General features: G+C 44.3%; 15 protein-coding genes. 8 read left to right on the top strand and 7 right to left on the bottom strand.

Going from position 1 to position 21298, the window contains the following annotated elements; translation table 11 throughout:
* The 6 genes from ABZD21_RS02535 to ABZD21_RS02510 form a co-directional block, all read right to left on the bottom strand.
* Window positions 1–975, bottom strand: coding sequence for an alpha/beta hydrolase fold domain-containing protein (locus ABZD21_RS02535; RefSeq protein ID WP_372772668.1), 975 nt, complete (start codon window positions 973–975; stop codon window positions 1–3).
* Window positions 972–1961 carry a DUF4861 family protein gene (locus tag ABZD21_RS02530; RefSeq protein ID WP_372772667.1) on the bottom strand — a complete coding sequence of 330 codons (990 nt, stop codon included), beginning with the start codon at window positions 1959–1961 and terminating at the stop codon, window positions 972–974. The genes ABZD21_RS02535 and ABZD21_RS02530 overlap by 4 nt, the downstream gene beginning before the upstream one ends.
* 8 nt (window positions 1962–1969) lie before the next feature.
* Window positions 1970–3151 carry a glycoside hydrolase family 105 protein gene (locus tag ABZD21_RS02525; protein ID WP_372772665.1) on the bottom strand — a complete coding sequence of 394 codons (1182 nt, stop codon included), beginning with the start codon at window positions 3149–3151 and terminating at the stop codon, window positions 1970–1972.
* 1237 nt (window positions 3152–4388) lie between these two features.
* Complete coding sequence (locus ABZD21_RS02520; RefSeq protein WP_372772663.1) at window positions 4389–5879, bottom strand: sodium:solute symporter; 1491 nt, start codon at window positions 5877–5879, stop codon at window positions 4389–4391.
* Between the two features lie 224 nt (window positions 5880–6103).
* On the bottom strand, window positions 6104–7030 hold the full coding sequence (locus ABZD21_RS02515) for a dihydrodipicolinate synthase family protein (protein WP_372772661.1): 927 nt from the start codon (window positions 7028–7030) through the stop codon (window positions 6104–6106).
* Between the two features lie 72 nt (window positions 7031–7102).
* Window positions 7103–8191: an exo-alpha-sialidase gene (locus tag ABZD21_RS02510; RefSeq protein ID WP_372772659.1), complete on the bottom strand. Its 1089-nt coding sequence runs from the start codon at window positions 8189–8191 to the stop codon at window positions 7103–7105.
* Between the two features lie 206 nt (window positions 8192–8397).
* Between ABZD21_RS02510 and ABZD21_RS02505 the strand changes: the two genes are divergently transcribed.
* Window positions 8398–9249, top strand: a complete 852-nt coding sequence (locus ABZD21_RS02505) for an AraC family transcriptional regulator (RefSeq protein WP_372772657.1) — start codon at window positions 8398–8400, stop codon at window positions 9247–9249.
* An 11-nt stretch (window positions 9250–9260) separates the two neighbouring features.
* Here the strand turns inward: ABZD21_RS02505 and ABZD21_RS02500 are convergent, their stop codons facing one another.
* Window positions 9261–12014, bottom strand: a complete 2754-nt coding sequence (locus ABZD21_RS02500; RefSeq protein ID WP_372772656.1) for a family 78 glycoside hydrolase catalytic domain — start codon at window positions 12012–12014, stop codon at window positions 9261–9263.
* 1013 nt (window positions 12015–13027) lie between these two features.
* On the opposite strand from ABZD21_RS02500, the gene ribB reads away from it, so the two are divergent.
* The 7 genes from ribB to ABZD21_RS02465 all read left to right on the top strand — a co-directional run bounded on the left by ribB (window position 13028) and on the right by ABZD21_RS02465 (window position 21277).
* Entirely contained in the window at window positions 13028–13657 is a 630-nt protein-coding gene (ribB, locus tag ABZD21_RS02495; protein WP_372772654.1) for a 3,4-dihydroxy-2-butanone-4-phosphate synthase, read from the top strand.
* Window positions 13658–13678: 21 nt separating this feature from the next.
* The gene (locus ABZD21_RS02490; RefSeq protein ID WP_372772652.1) at window positions 13679–14440 is read left to right on the top strand and encodes a DeoR/GlpR family DNA-binding transcription regulator; all 762 of its coding nucleotides are present in this window, start codon (window positions 13679–13681) and stop codon (window positions 14438–14440) included.
* A gap of 177 nt (window positions 14441–14617) precedes the next feature.
* A complete protein-coding gene (glpK, locus tag ABZD21_RS02485) occupies window positions 14618–16114 on the top strand; it encodes a glycerol kinase GlpK (protein WP_372772651.1) in 1497 nt (498 codons plus the stop codon).
* Window positions 16115–16146: 32 nt separating this feature from the next.
* Complete coding sequence (locus ABZD21_RS02480; protein WP_372772649.1) at window positions 16147–17565, top strand: L-fucose/L-arabinose isomerase family protein; 1419 nt, start codon at window positions 16147–16149, stop codon at window positions 17563–17565.
* Between the two features lie 18 nt (window positions 17566–17583).
* The gene (locus ABZD21_RS02475; protein ID WP_372772648.1) at window positions 17584–18444 is read left to right on the top strand and encodes a transketolase; all 861 of its coding nucleotides are present in this window, start codon (window positions 17584–17586) and stop codon (window positions 18442–18444) included.
* A gap of 10 nt (window positions 18445–18454) precedes the next feature.
* A complete protein-coding gene (locus tag ABZD21_RS02470; RefSeq protein ID WP_372772646.1) occupies window positions 18455–19429 on the top strand; it encodes a transketolase family protein in 975 nt (324 codons plus the stop codon).
* 192 nt (window positions 19430–19621) lie between these two features.
* Window positions 19622–21277 carry a DUF5060 domain-containing protein gene (locus ABZD21_RS02465; protein ID WP_372772644.1) on the top strand — a complete coding sequence of 552 codons (1656 nt, stop codon included), beginning with the start codon at window positions 19622–19624 and terminating at the stop codon, window positions 21275–21277.
* Window positions 21278–21298: the final 21 nt, after the last annotated feature.

Below are 21298 nucleotides of genomic sequence, written 5' to 3'. Positions count from 1 at the left end.
TTATTCTTTAAAAACCTGATCCAGAAAGTCGACGATCAGGGGCACAGTTTCATCAAACCATGGTTGAAATAGCCAAAATGGATGCGGCGTTTCCGCAATAGTATGTACTTCGTTATAAATGTTGTTTGCATTCAGAACTTCAATATACTGATCTCTCCCAACGTGAAAACGTGGCAGGGAGCTGTTTATAAAAATAGTTGGTGGCGTATTTTTGCATACGTAGTTTACAGGCGATGCTTCAACCCACAGTTCTGGTTTTTGCTTGTATGTATATCCAAACCAACGAGCCCCAGCTGATGGCCTGGCCGGATCTTCGTCTTTCCCGCTTTCGGCGTCGTTCGTAAAGTCAAGTGCTCCATCAATATTGACAATGGCATGCACTGCATCGCTGACTGGCATCGCAACAGCATGTGACGGGAACAGTGAACACCCGGCCGTTGTTCCCAGTAATGAAGCCAGTGTCGCACCTGCAGAGGTACCCAACGTGACGATCCTGCTTGTGTCAATGCCAAATTCAGTGGCGTTTATTTTTAGCCATTTAATCGCCGTTTTAAGATCGATAATACCAGCAGGGTATCTGGCTTCGGGGGATAACCGATACTCCACCGATGCAGCAACATACCCATTTTCGGCCAGCTTTTGAGCCATGGGGATTAAATGTGATTTCGAGCCTGATGCCCATCCTCCTCCATGAATTAATAACACACCCGGTACCGTTTCCCTTTTTTTTATTTCAGGATAAAAAATATCGAGGTGTAATTTTCTCTCTCCAAAAGAATGATATACCAGTTCTCTTTTTTCTTTAACTGCTGAAATTTTATACTCACCAACCGGAACAGCTTGCGGAAAATCGCTGGCTATTTTTCTTGCTGCACTTTTTACGTTGAACGTGGTATCTTTTGGAAAATCAATGGCCCTTTCCTGGGAAAACCCCAAGAAAGGCACGAAAAATAGAAAAATGATTAATGTTTTCATCGAATGTATTTTGCCTGTTCGCTAAGTAAGGATTTAAATTCTTCCATGGTTGAGACAGCGGAAGCATCCCGTTCCCACGCAGCGCCAAAATAATAGGTCAATTCATTGTTTTCGGGCTCAAGTACAATGACATGACTATGTTCATCTTCAGTAAGTTCGATGATTTGATCGTCCCTGAAAAAGACGCACATCCCCATTTTATCATTTTGCAGGGTTTGCACCCCGAATGTTGCCAGGCAGCTCCACCCTTCTTTCAAATCGTTGAACAGCTGAACTTCAGTCCCTTTGTGTTTCACGAGGCCGGTAGCCAGATTCGGCAAAACTTCAGTAAACTGGTGGTCGCATTGGGTAAGGTAACTCCCTTCCTCGATTTCAAAGCTTGACTGTAAAATCGTTTTTGTGTTGTTGATTTGCCATCCGTGGTAAGTAACTGTCACGTTTGATTTTTTCAGTTCATTTTCAGTTGTGCAATTCAGACTGTCTGTTTTCTCCACCCGGATCGCTTGTTTACCATCCCAAAAAGCGATAGAGCCCATACCCAATGATGCCCCAACTTTTAGAACGTCAACCCCCCAGTCGGAAACGTCATGATAGGAATCAAATCCATCCAACCCTACTTGGTGAAGTACCAATGTACCAGTTTTCTTTCCAAAAATATCGATGGCATTTCTCCAGTCAAGGTATAAACGATAACCTACTTTATCTGATTCCCAACCGGGGCCTTCAAACTGAATATCAAACGAATGGTCTGTATGTTTCTCACTCACATGCAAACTACTTACAGACTTAAATACACCACCTTGATACTCCCACTGTTCGTTGCCATTACTTTTGGTAACCCACTTCCATTCGCCACCTTCTTTAATTCCCAAGTAAGCCTGGGTTCTGTGATTTTCCGGTGCTGGTTCGTTTCTTTTTGTTTTTTTAGATTGACAAGCCATAGCAACAAATGCCAGGCATGCTATGTATAGAATTAGTCTTCGCATAAATCCGTTTATTTATTTAACTCAATGGCAGCCAGAATAACAGGTGCAACTCCTTTTTGATCATTGTCAACGATTTCTTCGGTAACATAATAATTGTAGTCTGCTTCCCGATACGGATCTCCACCCAATCCGCAAGCGCCACATGTATTTTTAAGCACTACAAATCCATCTTCGTCTTTTACCACCAGGTTATTAACCAAACTTTCAAAACCTTCGTTGGCAACGATTAGGTATTTATCATCTAACCAATTAGTATTTACTCCTTTGGCAAAAGCATAAATAAACATGGCCGAACCGGAAGCTTCCAGGTAATTACGTTCCTCACCAGCCTTGTCGAGCACCTGGTACCACAATCCGGTTTCTGCGTCTCTGACCTTTAGCAAAGCTTCACTTAAGTGGTTCAATATTGAAATTAAATCTCCACGTTCCGGATGATCTTCGGGGAGATATTCCAAAACATCGACTAAAGCCATCATGTACCAACCTGTTCCACGGCTCCAGAAATGTTTCGATTGCCCGGTTTCGGAATTACTCCATCGCTGTTCCCGACTTTCATCCCATGCGTGATAAACCAATCCGGTTTTTTCATCCACGGTATTTTTATATACTTCTTTCAGTTGGAACGTTACCTCATCAAACCATTTTGGCTGGTTGAATTCTTTGGCATATCGAGCCAAAAACGGAGAGGCCATGTATAAGCCATCCAACCACATTTGGGATGGATAAATTTTTTTGTGCCAAAATCCACCGGATTTAGTCCGAGGTTGTGTTTCCATTTGTTTGACTAGTGTTTCAATTCCGACTCTGTATTTTTCATCTCCATATTGTTTGTAAAGCGAAATCATACTATTCCCCGGACGGACACGATCGATATTATAGTCCGATAATTTGTACCCGCCTATTTCACCATTCTCCTGGAGGAAAAAGTCTATGTAGGTTTTCAGATATTCTCCGAATTTCGGATCTATGTCACGAAGTTCAAATATAGCATCTCCAAGAAATGCATAATCATATTCATATTTGGGCTCTTCTCGCTGGAAGTATATCAAACTATCTGCTTCATGCATTACTGTTTCTGCAAATTGAACAGACCATAGCTTTTGTTGCCCTGACTCAGTTTTTTTTTCATCTTTTTTCGAGTTGCAACTCAAAAAAACGACTAAGATCAAAATTGGTATCCGTGTTTTCATTTTTCGATTTTATATTCAGTACAAATCTACATGAAGACGGTTTGATTGACTTGTTATTGCGTATCAAAATGCGGGACAGGATTCTCAAAATGCCAAATAAACTGGCTGCTTCATGATTTTCGATACACTTTCGTTAAAAAAATCAATCGCGTTATGAATCACTATAGTATTGGAGATGAAACAACTGGACTCGTATATGTTAGTCATGCAAAAAAAAAAAACGGTCTGGTGTCCTATTGACGAAAATGAATAAAATATCGGAGAAGTAACGTCGATCTGCCAATACACCTAACCCCAACTGAAAGCCAAACAGAATTCCACACTGATGAGGCGTAAATACTTTTTGGTTGAAAGTGGAAATTCATACCACTTACTGGCAGCTTTTCTAATTTGTCCGACGGGAAAAACTCTGGCATATTAGGGAAAGAAAAAATTAAAGATACGCTGAACTTCAAAATCAGGTGAGCATATCCTGCGTACAAAACTAAAAGGGCTTCCATCTGCTGGAGAAATGTCGTAGGTACTAGTGAAATCGAACCACTAAAGACAACCATAGCCTAAACCGGGTTTGGCAAATTGCCCGGAAAAGCTAACATGCGAGTTTGGACTTAATTACCGGAGTATGCAGCCCTTCGAACCTAAACCAGTATTTGGGCAAGTGAAACGCAACAACAGATTTTCACTCGGAGTATGACACAAAATGGAACTCAGATTATAATCAATGCCTAACAGGCACCTCTTATGCTAGTTCTGCCATTTTACAGTCGAAGTTACCCAATATAGGTTTTTATGAAGATTCTTAACCGAATATTGCTTTTCCCAGATATCGGGTTGAGCTTGTGCATTATTGGTGTGGTCCTATTCTGTAATGCTACGATTGACTCGAAAAATTTCATAGCTAATTTGTCTTTCATCCATTGCCATACGTTTTCTGCTGACTTAATTTTCGGGGCATAGGCCAGGATTGGGATAATCATAGATCATCAGGGATACTAGTGGCCTGATTAGTCTGAAAGGCAATACTTCATGTAACGCCCACCTGAGTATGTCTGGACGGAAATCTTTCAAATCCCCTTAAAAAATGGAGTTGACAACATTCGGCGTTCCGCGGTAAAAACATCTCCGGCAATTCATGAAAATACCTGCACAACTGTAATTACTTGTAACTGCGCTGAAACTTGACTCGTAGAAAAATTTGGATATCGCCAGATAAAACTCCTATTTAGAAGAAATACGATTAAAGGTATTTAGTAATATGCTTTTGAAAATGAAAGATGAAACTGCCGCAAATAAAACCTGTAATGAAAATGGCCACTGTGCCAAACACGATCGACAAATAGCTATGGAACGGACTGGCGTATTCCGCAAGCCCCCACCCCGGGAACCAAATCGGAGAAAGGGTCATCCAACCAATAATCAATACACCGGCAACTACTCCCCAAACAGCGGCTTTACTGGTTACCTTCTTCGACAAATAGCCCAAGAGAAAAAGTCCCAACATGCCACCGCTAAATATCGAAGCCAGTTTCCACCAGGCGTCCAACGCACTTTGAACATTAATCATGGCAATGGCTACTCCGATACTCAACACACTAAACAAAAAGGAAGCGGCATACAAAATTCGCATCGACTTTTTCCCGTTCGCCGGATTGTCAGCAGAAAGCTTATAGAAGTCAGTCAGAATAACGGTTGCGGAACTGTTGACACTGGTTGAAATGGTACTCATTCCGGCAGCGAATACCGAGGCAATCAGAAAGCCGGTAAAACCAACCGGCAGTTGATTGGCGATAAACCAGGGGAAAACTTTATCGGCCTGCGTACCCTCCGGCAACAAACCACTGTTCGCCTTATAAAAAGCAAAAAGAGCCGTTCCTATGAACAGAAACATAGCTGAAACGGGCACGTAAAGCAAGCCACCAACCAAAGCTGATTTTTTTGCCTCGTTTTCCGACTCTGAAGTCATATAACGTTGAATGTAATTTTGATCGATCCCGTAGTTTTGCAGGTTGATGAAAATCCCATAGATCAAAACGACCCAAAACGTTGAGCTTGTCATTTCGGTGCTGAAACTGCCCAAGCTGAATTTATGACTGGCCTCAGCTATTTCAAAAATCTGCCCCACCCCTTCGGGCATAGAAAACGCTAATGTTCCGATACAAAAGACAGCACCCAGTATTAAAATTATTGCTTGTATCGCATCGGTCCAAACGACGGCCTGAATTCCTCCCAGAAGTGAATAAAGCATCACACTGAAGCCGGTGACAACGATGATGGTTGCAATATCCCAATCCAATAAAGTATTCACCATGAGAGCCAACAAAAACAAAATGGTACCTGCCCGCATTAGTTGTGTCAGTAAGTACATGACCGAAACATACACTTTGGCCCATGGTCCAAAGCGGTTTTCCAGGTAAGTGTAGGCCGAAGGACTGTTTACCGATCGGTACAATGGCACAAAAAACCGAACGGCCATGTACGACGCAAAAGGGATGGACAAGCTAAATGCAAAGGCATTCCAATTAGTTAAATACGCCTGCCCCGGTAATGCCAGGTAACTGATACTACTGACAAAAGTGGCAAAAATAGAGAGTGAAATTACCCAGGTTGGAATACTTTGATTTCCTATTGTGAATGCTTCAGCAGATTTGTTCTTTCGGTAGAACGAACTTCCAAACAAAACAATTCCCAGCAGATAGGCAACAAAAATGGCGACGTCCAGCTTACTCATTCGATTTTATTTCATTAGTTTTTTCTTCAACCAGCGCAACTCTGATTCTGCGGCAGCGACTTTTTTTCATGATCGTTCGCAACACGTGCCGAACAGACGGCAGGCGTTGAACTCCATTCAAATAATCCGGTTCCCGTTTAGGAGAATTAACGCCCATATATGTTTCGGATTGAAGGTTTTGGGTATGGGTTTTATTTTTTTTGAAGTTTCTTAGTTTTGCAGCTTTAAAGAAGGGACTTATAATCCAGTTTATCCAACGCTTCCTCTATCAATTTGCGTTCTGGTTCGTTAAAGCGATGGAAAGGTTCCGCCATAAAATCACTGCATATTCCCATTACCGACAATGCACATTTCAGTCCTTTTAGGTAGCTCGATCCAAAACGACCGACATTATAGATTGTAGTGCTGATCTGTAATACTTTTCCGCGCAATTCCAATACTTTGGGCATATCATGCGCAGCGGCCGCGTTATACAAATCGACATATAATTTCGGGAACATGTTGGCACCGCCATTCACTCCTCCGTGTCCCCCCATCAAAACAAACTCAGCGGTAATCTCCTCGGGACCAACCATAAAGGTGAAATCAGGACGATCTTTCAATAAATATTGAACCTGGTTAAAATATGCCAGATTTGCCGAGCTATCCTTCATCCCGATGATTCCGGGAATTTCGGCTGCGGCACGCACTGTTTCAGGAGCAAACATCACTTTTGTATGAACAGGCATATTGTAAATAAAAAGCGGTAAAGGTATGTCCTTCATAATCCGTTTCAGGTACTCCAGCAATTCCGGCTGGCCGGACGAGAAATAATATGGTGGCGTAATTACGACTGCATCGGCTCCGTATTTAGCTGCTTTATGAGCCAGATTTAAACTTTCAGTAAAGGCCGAATCCGAAATTCCAACCAATACTGGCACCCGTCCTTTTACAAAACGGCAACTCAATAGCACCAGCTCCTCTCTGATTTTATAGCTCAAACTGGCAAATTCGCCCGTTGTTCCTAGCAGAAACAAGGCATTAGCACCTCCGTCAATAATATGCTCAATCAGCCGCTCAAGGCCGACAACATCAAGTGTGTCATTATCAATCAAAGGTGTTACCAACGGTGGCACAATCCCTTTCAGTGGCGTTGAAAAATTTGGTTTCATCTGCATTAATTATAGAATTGTTGTAGAATGCCGTCCCTAATGTCTTCTCTGGGTGCAGCCTATTCTCTTTTTTTATTGTTCTTCTATTTCGATTTTAGGCCATTCCCCGTCAATTATTGGTGTTTGTAGCATCTTATACGGATCAACAACCACATGCTTAATTTTCACACGATTCCAGGTATAAAGAATGTGTACCAAACCATCGCTTGTTTGAATAACTGCCGGGTATGAAAATTTTGAATCGGGTGTGTCTTCCAGCACGATCGCAGCGCCCCAGTTTTCACCGTCTTTACTAAGGGCAACGTTTAATGGCGTGCGACCTCCTTTAAAATGATCTCCCGGAGGAAGCACATGATTGTATACCAGCACCTGTGTATAATCATCAAGCGTAACCGCATCGGTACCTGAGTTGTTCTGTGGCAAACCAACTTTGGTCATCTCCGACCAGGTTTCACCGTCATCATCTGACCAGGTTTGCAGAACTGCCCTGTTTTTACTGCGGCACAAAGCCTGCAAACGACCATCCGCATATTTCAGGATACTGGGTTGAATCGCTATAATTTCGTGGCCATCATTCACCGGCGTGGTTTTGCGCCAGGTTTTACCCAGATCATCCGAAATTTCGAAATAGACACGCCACCCGTCTTCTTCGTTGCTGGTCGGTGAAATCAATTTCCCATTAACCAGTTCCGGTTTATTTTTTATCGGCCCGATAATTCCTTCGGGCAAATTTTCAGGATCCGACCACGTTTTTCCTCCATCGTTGGAGGTCATTTTCATCCCCCACCATTCGCGCGGATGCGGACCAACTTTATAATACAGTTGAAGTTCGCCGTTTGGAACCTGGAAAAGCACCGGATTCCAGGTCGGCACTCGGGTTGAATCATTTAAAATGCCATTCGCTACATTCTCGGGAGCCGTCCATTGCCCGTCAACAAAACGAGTCACATAAATACAGCAATCCGGTTCACCCTCGTAAGTTCCGCCAAACCATGAGCAAACCAAAGTTCCATCAGCTGTTTCGGCAATGGTAGCCGCATGCGGTGATCTGAACGGAGCTCCCTGAAAAGTAAATACAAATTCTTCTTTTAAAATTCCTTCTCTCCATGTTCTCTCATTTTTGCAGCCGCTTAGTAGTAATAAAAAAAATATCCCTCTCACGAGACTCGATTTCACATTCATGGTTTTTATCTTTCGTGTATGTCATTCATTCAATTTGAAAAATCACGCTTACATTTCCGCACGCTTACAAAGAAACGTGAATCGAAATAAATTCCTTTCACAGATCTTAACCCAAATGCATGATATTTTAACCACTCAATTCCATATATTTGCATTTCACCCCATTGCCTGTTAATATTTAACAAATGGAATACATTTTCGAAAAGATTTACGTGCCACGTCAACATTCGTTTATCACACGCGAAATGGAGCTTAAAAAGAATACCGCGAGGGTTCACTCGCACAAAAATTTTGAGCTGAATTTCATTTTATCCGGATCTGGGAAACGCATTGTTGGAAACAACATTTCGAGTTTTGAAAAGGATGATTTGGTTTTGCTAGGCCCGAACTTGCCCCACTGCTGGGAAATTATTCAAACGGAAGCGGAAGCCCCACCTAAATGCATTGTAATTCATTTCTATGAAAACCTGATCACTTCTGATTTTTTCAACAAACCTGAGCTGGAAGACATCGTTAATTTACTGAGGAGAGCTGATTCAGGTTTGTTTTTTAGTGGATCCGAAATTCCCATCATTAAAGACCTACTGAAGAATCTGACGCACCAGCAAGGACTAGCCAGTTACATCGGTCTGTTGCAGATATTCAGTTTGCTTTTGGGTTGCGAAAAACAGGAATTCATTGCGCAGACTGCGTCTATCAACACCGGTTTCGATGAAGATTTTAAGCAAATCAATAAGATTTACGAATACGTCTTCCAACACATTCACGAGGAAATCAAACTGAATCAAGTAGCAGACTTGCTAAACATGGCTCCCGGTTCATTTTGTCGGTTTTTCAAGAAAAAAACCCACCAAACCTTCATGGAATACCTGATTAAAATCAGAATCGGATATGCGGTAAAACTGCTGGCCGAAACCAGTAAACCGATTAGTGAAATTGGCTACGATTGCGGTTATAACAACCTGGCCAATTTCAATCACTACTTTAAGAAGTTAATGAAAAAAACACCATCTGCCTATCGCCGTGATTTCCGCTAAATAAAAATTTATCATTCCAGTTTTGAACTGAATTTATAACTGCCCGAGCCTACTTCCAGAAATACCCGCTCATCTTCCATCCAGGTAGTTTTTGCGTCTGAAGAACCATCGATCATTTCATTCCCTTCCCTCACATCTTTTAACGATCTAGCCGGAATTGAAATCAGTGCAGTTGTATTTGCCGGAACCGATATACTCCATTCAAATTTATTTTTCGTCCTGGTCCAGTTGCTTGCAATGATTCCGTATGGCGATTCGTAAGAGGCATTCACAAAATCAAGTCCGTCGACTAATTCGGGTTTCATAACGATCTGCTTGAAACCAACCTGTTTCTCGCTTGATTTTATTCCGGCCAAATCTTCATAAAACCAGATCAGTAAATCCCCAAGCATCATTACATGGTTGTACGAATTCATCTTAGGTGCAGCGGTGTTGCCGTTCCACAATTCCCATATGGTTGTGGCACCTTGTTCAACCATGTACCCCCAACTTGGGTATGTTGTATTCGTCGCCAGTTTCCAGGCCAGATCCGCGTAACCATTCTGTGTCAGTGTCCGCATAATCCACTGCGTACCAATCACCCCGGTGCTTAAATGCCCGCTGTTAGTCACTTCAATGGTTTTCACAATCGTCTGCATCAGTTCGTCCTTCTTGTTTTCAGGAACCAAGCCCATAGCCACAGCCAATAAATTCTCTGTGAGTTTATTCTCACCGTAGCCTTTTTGATCCGCCTTATAGAAAGTTTGCTGAAATGCGTCTTTCACAACTGCTGCCTGCTGCTGATATTCCGGGATATCGGTCTCATTGCCACTCAATTTGGCAAACTGCTGCATCAATTCTATGTAATGATAATAATAAGCTGTTGAGATCTGTTGACTAGGGTATTTCTGATCGGCACTTTTACCACGACCTTCTTCGATGGTTGCCGGTGGTTCGCACCAATCGCCGTAACTGTCTTTGGTCATAATTCCGCCTTCTAGGTAACGGTCTTCCATGTAGTTCAGCCATTTCTTCATGGCCGCGTAGTGCTTCACAATCGGTTCAGTATCGCCAGTGTGTTGGTACAACATGTCAGCAACCATCAAGAAGGTGCCGCACCAGCTCATATTATCGCTGTAGTAACGCCAGTACGCTGGAGCTACATCGCTAATTGCACCATCAGACTTTTGCGAATAGGCAATGTCGTCGATCCACTTCCGGTATAAAGCAGCATTGTCGAACAGAAAGTTTTCGCCGTAACAACCTACAGTGCGGTCTCCCAACCAAGGTTGACGCTCGTTACGTTGCGGACAATCGACCGGCATTCCTTTGTAATTGCTCAAAATTCCCCAGTGAGCATTTTTATAGATTTGGTTGATCAGCTGATTTGATGTGGTAAATGTTCCTTGAATAGCCATATCGTCCGAAACCACTTTGCCCACAAAATCATCAACAGTTGGTTTACCGGGCCATCCGGTAATCTCCACATAACGAAACCCAAAATACACAAATCGGGGCTCCCAGGTTTCTGTGCCTTCGCCTTTTAAAATATATTTCGCAGTGGCTTGAGCGTCGCGCAAATTGGTCGTGAATAACTCGCCGTCTTCCTGCTGAATTTCACCAAAGCGCATGGTGATGGTATCGCCTTCGGCTCCGTTTACTTTGAGCTGAAGCCAGCCAGCTATATTCTGGCCCAGATCAAGAATATATTTGTCGGGACTCTGCTCCCGGATCGACACCGGCTTAATTTTTTTCAATATTTTCATATTCGGGTTTAGTTGGGCTTCGTATTTGCCGTCAGGTTGTTCTACGTATTCGGGCTCCAACCAATCCCCGTCATCAAAACCAGGTGCATTCCACCCCCGTAATTCTTTGCGGGCATCATATTCTTCGCCGTCGTATTCGTTATTCGAACGAACAGGGCCATCAGCAGTTCCTTTCCAGCTGTTGTTTGAAAGGATAAACTCAGTCGTTCCATCCGTATATTTTATTTCCAGTTGAAAAAGCAATTTAGGGAAGCCGAAATTCTTGATTTTATATCCTTTATAATGCTGACGCATGGTGTAGTAACGACCGTTCCCCACAACGACTCCAAGTGCGTTCTGACCTTTTTTCAATTCCTTGGTCAAATCGTAGATATTGTACATGATATTCTGATGATAATCGGTGGGTGTAGGCGCCAAAACAGACTCGCCAACCTTTTCACCATTCAGCGACAATTCGTACAACCCCAAACCAATAATGTAGGCTTTTGCTTCCTGAACGTCTTTATTCAACTCAAATTCCTTGCGGAAATAGCGAGCCGACAAGCGCGAATAAAACGAGTCATCATCCCATGGAAACGAGCGGTCGAAACCAATCCAGCGGGCTCGCCAATCCTTATAATACAGCAATCCCATACTCCATTTCGCAGTCTCGCTCCAGTCGCTTTCGCCTTTGCTGGTCCAAACTTTTACTTTCCAATAGCAGTTATCTGCACTTTTCAACGGATCGCCTTCGTAGGCTATTAATTGCGACTTTCCACTTGCGACTTTCCCGGAATTCCAGAAATCGGCTGCATCCTCATTTAATTTATCTGGCGACGAGGCAACTAAAATTTGGAAAGCAGTTTGTAAAACATTCCGCTGGTCGCTTTCAAGTTTCCAGCCCAAACGAGGATGCCGTGTTTCTATGCCAACCGGGTTGTCCAGCAACTCACAAGTTATTCCGTCAACCTTAACCTGCGAAAAGGTAATGAATGATGAAAACAGGATAAAAAGAAAAATAATTGTTCTTTGATAATTCATGGATAAAACGGTTAGCACTGGGTTCGAAATTATTTAATAAATAGTTAGGTATCCAAAGGTAAAACGAAAACAGCAAAATGATTCTATGTCGAATACTTTCTCTGGTTCGAAAGCAAATCCGACCATCAGAATGGGTTTAAAACTCTACGTGTATTTTCAAAATCTTCCCCGGAGCTTCTGACCATTCTCTCATTGCTTTCGGAACTTAATCTGAGCCAAACGGGGCAAATAACAGTCATAAGCGCCTAAACGAAAGACAACTGAACATCAGGCAAAAGTTCATCTTTCAATACTTTTTGAAAGAATGCGTCCCATTCACAATATTGCGGCTTAGTTGCCAAGTTCTCAATTGCCTCTTCGTGATCGAAAATCAAGAACCGTATCCACATTCCTAAACAGTCAGTTTTCTAACCGGTAAATATCCACATTTAAGGATGCCAACATCCTTCATCCCCAGCCCAATCTCCGGCTAGGTATTTCCTTTGGCATGAAACTGCCCATAAGCCTCAATCAACAGCGGATCATTTTGAATCAAAAGTGCTTTACAATAGCGATTAAATTCAATCTTAGCCTCCCTATGTTCTACAAATTTGATTGAATTTGAAACTTTTAGCAAGTACCTCGCCTATCGCAATTTTCCGCAAAGCTTTGCGGAAAGCTTTGCGGAAGCGAAAAAATGTTATAAAACACTGCTCCAATCCGACTGGATTCGCGCCGGAAGAAGCAAAGCATCATTTTTGTGGAACAAGAATCTATGCATAAATAACACTTCTCTCTAAAAAAAATTAGCAAACGAGTTGGATGTATCTATTCCAACCATTTTCAGAATACAAAAAGAAATCCTGACATCAGAGTTATGCGACATAACCGAAATCGACCGACACAATTTTACCGTTATAATTACAATTGGTGTTTATATCGATCGGTAAAGCCCGGCATTCCATATTTCCGAAATAATTTTCCTTTCTTTTGCTATATTTGCGTTTCAAAACTAATTTTCGATAGTTATTTATATGACAGAAGCACAGTGTCTGGCGATCGAAGAAGCAATTCTTGATATTAAAGCCGGGAAAGTGATCATCGTTACAGACGACGAAGACAGAGAGAATGAAGGTGATTTTATTGCAGCAGCAGAGTTGACAACACCGGAAGTCATTAATTTTATGGCAAAACAGGGTCGAGGCCTAATCTGCGCAGCTTTAACCGAAGAACGCTGCCTTGAACTGAAGCTTCCACGCATGGTCGAAGAAAATACATCATCCAATAGCACCAACTTTACCGTTTCGGTCGACCTCATCGGGCAGGGTTGTACCACCGGAATTTCGGCACACGATCGTTCGAAAACCTTCATGGCCTTAACCAATCCGGCAACAAATCCTGAAGAACTAGGACGCCCCGGTCATATCTTCCCAATTATCGCTCATCCGGGTGGCTTACGTGCCCGACAAGGACATACCGAGGTAGCGGTTTTACTGCCACGCTTAGCTGGATTACAACCGGCAGGAAGTTTGGTTGAAGTTATGAATGACGATGGCTCGATGGCTCGCTACGAAGACCTCGTAGAACTATCTAAAAAGCTGAATATAAAACTCATAACCATCAAACACGTGCTCGAATACATGGACAAGAAATGCATCGATTAAAGAACTTAAAAACTCAAGCCTATGCTCCCCAATCAACGTCGTGAAAAGATTTTGGAAATGATTCGTGAAGACGGACACGCCAAGGTTCTCCAGCTCAGCAAAATATTCAAAGTAACAGAAGTGACCATTCGTCAGGATTTGGAAAAGCTTGAAAAAGACGGTTTTATAGAACGCGAGCATGGAGGAGCCTACCTGAAAAACATTGGAATGAGTGTGAGAAACATCAGTCTGCAAAATCAGGAAAATCTAGCAGAGAAAGCAGCCATTGCGAAAAAGGCACTCGAATACATTAACGACGGTGATACAATCATTCTGGATTCCGGTTCCACAACAACTGAGATCGCCAAATTAATCAGCGGATATAAAAACCTGACTGTAATTACGAATTCTTTAAATATTGCATTGATTCTGGGTGCAGATCCGGAGATCAACCTTGTATTGACTGGCGGTGAATTCAAAGCGCCAACCCTTTCATTGACAGGTCAAAAAGCCGCCGACTTCTTCAATGATCTGCACGTCGATAAACTCTTCCTTGCAACTGCCGGTATCACCTTAAAATCGGGTCTCACCTACCCCAGCATCAGCGATATTTGCGTAAAACGGAGCATGATTGAATCTGCCAACACCGTATACCTTGTCGCTGATTCCAGCAAAATCGGCAAAAGCTCCTTTGCCAGTCTGGGTGCACTTTCACTGATTGATTACATCATAACCGACGCAAAAATCAAACGCGAAGACTTGACTCTCTTCGAAAAGAACGACATCAAACTTGTAATCGCTTAGTTTTTTTTCATGTTCGTTAAATTCGATTTGTTATCAGCCCATAATCGGGACTGAGCTTAAATTGTATTGCTCATTTTATTGTTATAAAGCACTTTCTTTTGCTTTCGTTTATTTTTGTTTATTTTTGCTTTCGAAAATGAATGCAAATTTTAACAAACAAAAAACTGAGCGAAAACAATGGAAAAGTCAGCCTCATACCTTCTAGCAATTGACCAAAGTACTTCAGGCACTAAAGCGATCTTGTTTAGCCGAAACGGGAAGCTGATCAACCGAATAACGATCCCTCATAAACAATATTACCCGCAAAACGGATTCGTGGAACATGATCCACTTGAAATTTTTGGAAATACCTGCCAGGCTGTCCGCCAAGTCACCGAAACACAAAGCATAAGTGAGGAAAAAATTGCCGGCATCGCGATTACAAACCAGCGCGAAACGGCAATGATCTGGAATAAAACAACCGGAGAACCGGTTGCCAATGCTGCTGTTTGGCAGTGCCAGCGAGGAACCGAAATGTGTCGGGAATTAAAGGGAAAAGGTCTTGAAGAGATGATCCGAAGCAAAACCGGATTAATTATCGATCCCTATTTTTCAGCCAGCAAACTTAGCTGGATCATGAAAAACACGCCCGGACTAAAGGAACTTGCAGCGAAAGGAGAATTGCTTTTAGGAACCATGGACAGCTGGTTATTGTGGAAGCTCACCGATGGGAAAGTGCATGCTACCGACCATTCCAATGCCTCCCGCACTATGCTCTTCAATATTCATAGCATGGAATGGGACCAGGAACTGATCGATCTCTTTGGCTTGAACCGAAACATGTTTCCCGAAGTACGCTTCAGCGATGATATTTTTGGCCACACCACACCCAATATTCTTTTCAAACAAGCGAAACCAATTTCCGGATTAATCGGTGATTCGCACGGTGCATTATTCGGTCAAAATTGCTTCAAACCGGGAATGGCCAAAGCCACTTACGGAACTGGTTCGTCGATCATGATGAATATTGGCGAAAAAGCGCTGACCCCACCGGAAGGATTGGTTACCTCCATCGGATACAGTTGCAAAAAGCAAATACACTACGTTTTCGAAGGAAATATCCATTGTACCGGCGACACCTTGAACTGGCTGAAAAATGATGTTGGCATGATTCAACAGGCTTCCGAGACCGAAAACTTGGCAAACTCAGTTTCCGATAATAACGGTGTCTACTTTGTTCCTGCATTTGTAGGCTTGGGCGCCCCCTATTGGGACAACCAGGCCCGTGCATGCCTTTCCGGTATGGGACGAAATACAACAAAAGCGCACATTGTTCGTGCAGCGCTCGAAAGTATTGCCTTCCAGGTAAACGACCTGATTAGCCTGATGGAAAACAAAGGCGGCATTCAATTGAAAGAACTCCGTGTCGACGGTGGCCCAACCCGGAACAAATTCCTCATGCAGTTTCAATCAGACCTGCTTCAGCAAGAAGTTTCTCCTTCAGAAATTGAAGAGGCTTCAGCTTTAGGTTCTGCGTATATGGCCGGATTGGCCTTTGGTTTTTGGAGAGACTTGCAGGAATTGAAAGAACTTCGAACTGCTGGGAAAACCTACAGCCCGAGAATGAGTGCAACCGATGTTGAATCGTTAGTCAAAGGTTGGCAAAAAGCTGTTAATCGAGCTCGTCTCGCATGATTTTAAAATATAAACACATAAAATAGATCAGAATGAAATTGACAAAGAAACAAACCTTCGGCGTAATTATCGCCACCCGGAATATCTTCAACTTCCAATTGGCTGTTGACGCCCGTAAAAAGGTGCTCACCAAGTTGGAAAGCATGGGCTATGGACATATTATCCTGGCAGAAAGCGAAACGCCAACCGGAAACATTGAAGGCTATGCCGATGCCGTAAAATGTGCCGATCTGTTCCGCAAAAACAGCGATATCATCGACGGTATCCTGGTCGTGCTGCCCAACTTTGGCGATGAGCTGGGAGTGGTCAACTCCATCAAAATGTCGGGGCTGAAAGTACCTGTCCTGGTGGTTGCTGTAGATGACGACAATGACAAGGTGGATGTGAAAAGCCGCCGCGATGCTTTCTGCGGAAAGCTTTCGGTATGCAACAACTTCTATCAGTACGATATTAAATTTACCGATACCATTTACCACACCTACAGTTTGGACAGCAAAGAATTTGAAGCTGACTTGCTGAAATTTGCAGGCATTGCACGAGTGGTAAAAGGATTGAGCGGCCTGCGTGTTGGGGCTATCGGAACCCGTCCGATCGGTTTCCAAACCATGCGCTACAGCGAGAAACTGTTGCAGAAATACGGTATTACCATCGTACCTGTTGATATGTCGGAAATTATTGCAGCGGCCAACAAAATCGACGAAAACGACCCGGCTGTTGTTGCCAAAGTAAAAGCGATTCAGGAATACGGGAGCTGCGCCATTACCGCGCAAAAGAAAATCGCCAAGCAAGCCCGATTCGGTCTGGCCGTCGAAAACTGGATTAATGAGAACGACATCGACATTTCAGCCCTGCAATGCTGGGAATCAATCGAGAAAAACTACGGCTGCGCCGCCTGTGTTACCATGAGTATGATGGGAGAAAAACTGATGCCGTCGGCTTGTGAGGTCGATGTGGCCGGAACCATTTCGATGTACGCGCTGGCTTTGGCTGCGGAAACTCCATCGGCCATCCTCGACTGGAACAACAACTTTGCCGAAGACCGTAATAAAGTAGTATGTACGCATTGTAGCAACTACCCCAAGTCCTTCTTCCAAAACGATATCGAAATCGGAAGCCTCGATGTACTCGGAACTGTACTCGGAAGCGAAGACACATTCGGCGCGGTGAAAGGCAAAGTGGCAGCCGGAAACATGACCTATTTTCGCATTTCAACCGACGATACCAAAGGCTCGGTAAAATCGTACCTGGGCGAAGGGATCATGACTGACGATCCATACGGTATGGATGGCGGTATTGCTGTTTGCGAAATCCCCAACCTGCAAAACCTGATGAAATACATGTGCAAAAACGGGTTCGAACACCACGTTGCCATGGTCCGCGGAAATGTTTCAGAAATTCTGGAAGAAGCCATTGGAAACTACTTGGGATGGGACATCTATAAACATCAGTAATCGATTAATTTATTCTGAATGAAAAAATTCACCGATCAGGAATTGATGCTAAAGTCGGTCCGCTACCGTAAAGCATTACTGAAATACATTAAAATCGCCAAAGCTGGACACACCGGCGGCAGCCTTTCCTGCACCGACATTCTGAATGTGCTGTACAACGATGTAATGAATGTGTCGCCTGAAAACTTCAAAGATGCTGCTCGCGACCGCTATATCCAAAGTAAAGGTCATTCGGTTGAATCGCTTTACGTGGTCTTGGCCGATAAGGGATTCTACCCGGAAACCGACCTGGAAACACTTTGCAAATTCAAATCGAAATATGTAGGACACCCTACCCGCAAGGTAAACGGTATTGAGTTTAACACCGGAGCATTAGGACACGGATTGCCAATCAGTGCAGGAATTGCGCTGGCCGGCAAAAAGGACAAGGCCGACTACCGTGTTTTCACATTGCTGGGCGACGGCGAGCTGGCCGAAGGCTCAAACTGGGAGGCCGCAATGCTGGCAGCTCATTACAAGCTCGACAACCTAGTGGCCATTCTCGACCACAATACCCTCCAAATTACCGGTCGTAACAGCGAAGTATGTTCGCCCCATCCCATTGATGAAAAGTGGAGGGCTTTTGGTTGGCATGTGGTTTCAATCGATGGAAACAACATCAGCGAGTTGCGCCAAGCGCTTAATGCAGCGCCCGAAGCCTCAGGAAAACCAACCTTTGTGATTGCCAATACGGTGAAAGGAAAGGGTGTGAGCTTCATGGAAGACGTTAAAAAATGGCACCACGGTGTTCCTTCGGATGCAGAATACCAGCAAGCCATTTCCGAACTCGACCAACAGGAAACTGAAATTTTGAAACAACTCAATACCGTAAACTCATAAATAGAACCCGATGAGTCTGAAACCTTTAAGTTTAGGAAAAGCAAACCTGGAAGAATTTTCAGCAACTTTGATTGAGTTGGCCGAAAAGAATCCAAATATATTGGCGGTTACCAGCGACTCGCGCGGATCGGGCAAACTCGTTCCATACGCCGAAAAACTGCCCGAGCAAATTGTAGAAGTAGGCATTGCCGAGCAAAACCTCGTTGGCGTTGCCGCGGGATTGGCTTCGACCGGGAAATCGGTATTTGCCGTATCACCGGCCTGTTTCCTGGCAACCCGCTCACTGGAGCAAGTGAAAAACGATGTGGCTTATTCGAACCAACCCGTCAGCCTGATTGGCATCAGCGCCGGCGTCAGTTACGGAGCATTGGGGTCGACCCATCATTCGCTGCACGATATAGCCGCTTTGCGCGCCATCCATAACATGCAGATCTTAATTCCGTCCGATAACTTTGAGACCCGACAGGTAATCACTTATGCCGCACAATCTGAAAAACCGGTCTTCATCAAGTTCGGGAAGAAGAACATGCCGCACTTGCCACGCGCAAGCGAGACTTTCGAAATTGGTAAAGCATCGGTGATTTGCGAAGGAACCGATGTCGCTTTCATTGCCTGTGGCGAAACTGTTGCTCCGGCCTACGAAGCAGCCATATTGCTCGAAGAACAGGGTATTTCTGCCGAAGTAGTCAGTATGCACACCATTAGCCCACTGGATGAAGCAAGCATTCTTCGCCTGGCGAAAAAATGCAAAGCCATCATCACTGTCGAGGAACACAGTGTTCATGGCGGTCTGGGTGAGGCCTGCGCTTCACTGCTGCTGCAAAACCAGGCGATTGTTCCGTTTAAGATTATCGGCATCCCCGACGAAGATACTGTTACCGGATCGCAGAATGAGATATTCGGTTACTATGGTATTTCCGCCGAAGGATTAGCACAAACGGCCAAAAAAATACTGACCTTAAAAACCAATGGGTGCATAGATTGATGGCATCGCTCGTCCAATGAGCCTATATTAAACGTTCCTCCAGTATAAATTGCCGGTTTTGTGTCGCCTGTCCTTCGGGACTTCAGAACCGGCAATTTCTCCTCTCTCCGGATGGGTGTTTATTCCAAACTTCTTCCGGCAATCGCGGCTCCGTTCGCGGTCCAATATTGAACCAATAAAACTAAACCAACGATGAGAAACAGCATTCTTATTTTTCTTGCGCTCGTGTTATCTACCTACTGTTGCACAACGACACAACCGAAGACAAGAGTTGGCCTTTACCGCACATTTGAGCAGGCATTGGAAAATAAGTCTCCCTATACGAACCGGTTTACCGATGTTGAGCTGAACTGCACCTTTACGGCACCATCAGGGAAAAAGACTGAATTCATAGGCTTTTTCGACGGTGACGGAGCAGGTGGAGGTAACAAAGAGAGTGGTTCGATTTGGAAGATCCGCTTTATTCCCGATGAAGTTGGTGAATGGCAATATCAATGGATCTGGAGCGACGGCACCCCCGGCGGCAAATCGTCATTCGTGTGCGACACCACAAATGCAGGAAAAGGTATCCTGCGGGCCTATCAGGATAATCCGCGTTGGCTGGCATACAACGGAACCGATCCGGTTTGGCTAAAGTCATATTACGAAAGCGGTCACGGCTCCATTGCTCAACCATTCGATTGGGTTACCGCGAATGTCTATCAGCCAATGATTGACCGCGGTTACAACCATTTGCAGGTGAACTGGCTCTTGTCGCTGTGCTGTTTCACCCAAATTTACCATGACGGCCCTCCGCCGCCAACCCAGGATCTTGCGCTCTACACCGATGGAGATGCATCGGGCACCATGCGGCTGGATGTGTGGAAAATGATGGAGCAACATGTTTCGTGGCTGAACGACCGCAATATCGGACTGCACCTGTTTTTGGGTTTCGACGGAAGCAAGAACGAAGGACCCGAATGGACAAATCTGAGTGACGATGAAAAAGACTTCCTGGTTCGCTACACGGTTGCCCGACTGGCTCCCTACGCCAATATTGCAGGCTGGGGTTTTGTGTGGGAAGTGCCCGGAAACCGCGAGGATTCCGAATTGGGCTGGGCCAGACTGGTTCAAAAGTATGATGTTTTCGACCACCTGCGTACCTATGAAGATGAACACCCGATTGAAAACGAGTACAACCGACCTGAATATAATTTTGCGGCTATTGAGAACCACTCCATCTTTTCGGAAGACCGCAATGCTGACCGCCCCTATTGGAAAGAAGCCTGGACACACCACGAGGCCTGTCTAGCTGGCTATTTCCCCGGAAAACCGGTTTATATGATTGAAGGAAACGCGCTCTGGCGCCGCTTTTGGCAACAGCGGACCAACGCTACGTTGGCTGATTTACGTCAGTCGGCCTGGGCCTGTGTAACTGCCGGAGCCTCGTTTAACTGGTGCGGACATGCCGGCGAAGATTCGCTGGTGGCGCGTGGCCCCGAAGGATTGCCTTTCTTCGATGACGGAAACCCCTATGAAGCTTCGGCCCGCCAGATCGATCTGCTGAGTAATATTATGAACACCGAAGTTCAATTTTACACGATGAATCCGGCCGATTCACTCTTGTCTGGTTGCGATAGCAAAGCGGTTTGGTGCCTGGCCGAGCCGAGTCGCCAATATCTGGTTTTTTCCATTGCCGGCAAGCCTTTCAATCTTCAAGTCGAAAAAGGAAATTACGCGAGCTGCAAATGGATAAACACCATAAACGGCGATATACAAACCAACGCTCCTATTTCAGTGGCAACAAACGAAACGATCTTGTTCTCACCACCCGACCAACAAAACGACTGGGTGCTACTGATCAAATAATAGTCAAACTAAACCGAACTA

The sequence above is a fragment of the Mangrovibacterium sp. genome, assembly GCF_041596335.1.
In the GTDB taxonomy this organism is placed as follows: domain Bacteria; phylum Bacteroidota; class Bacteroidia; order Bacteroidales; family Prolixibacteraceae; genus Mangrovibacterium.
Note: the sequence above shows the minus strand (reverse complement) of the source record. Positions and strands in the feature narration are given on the sequence as shown.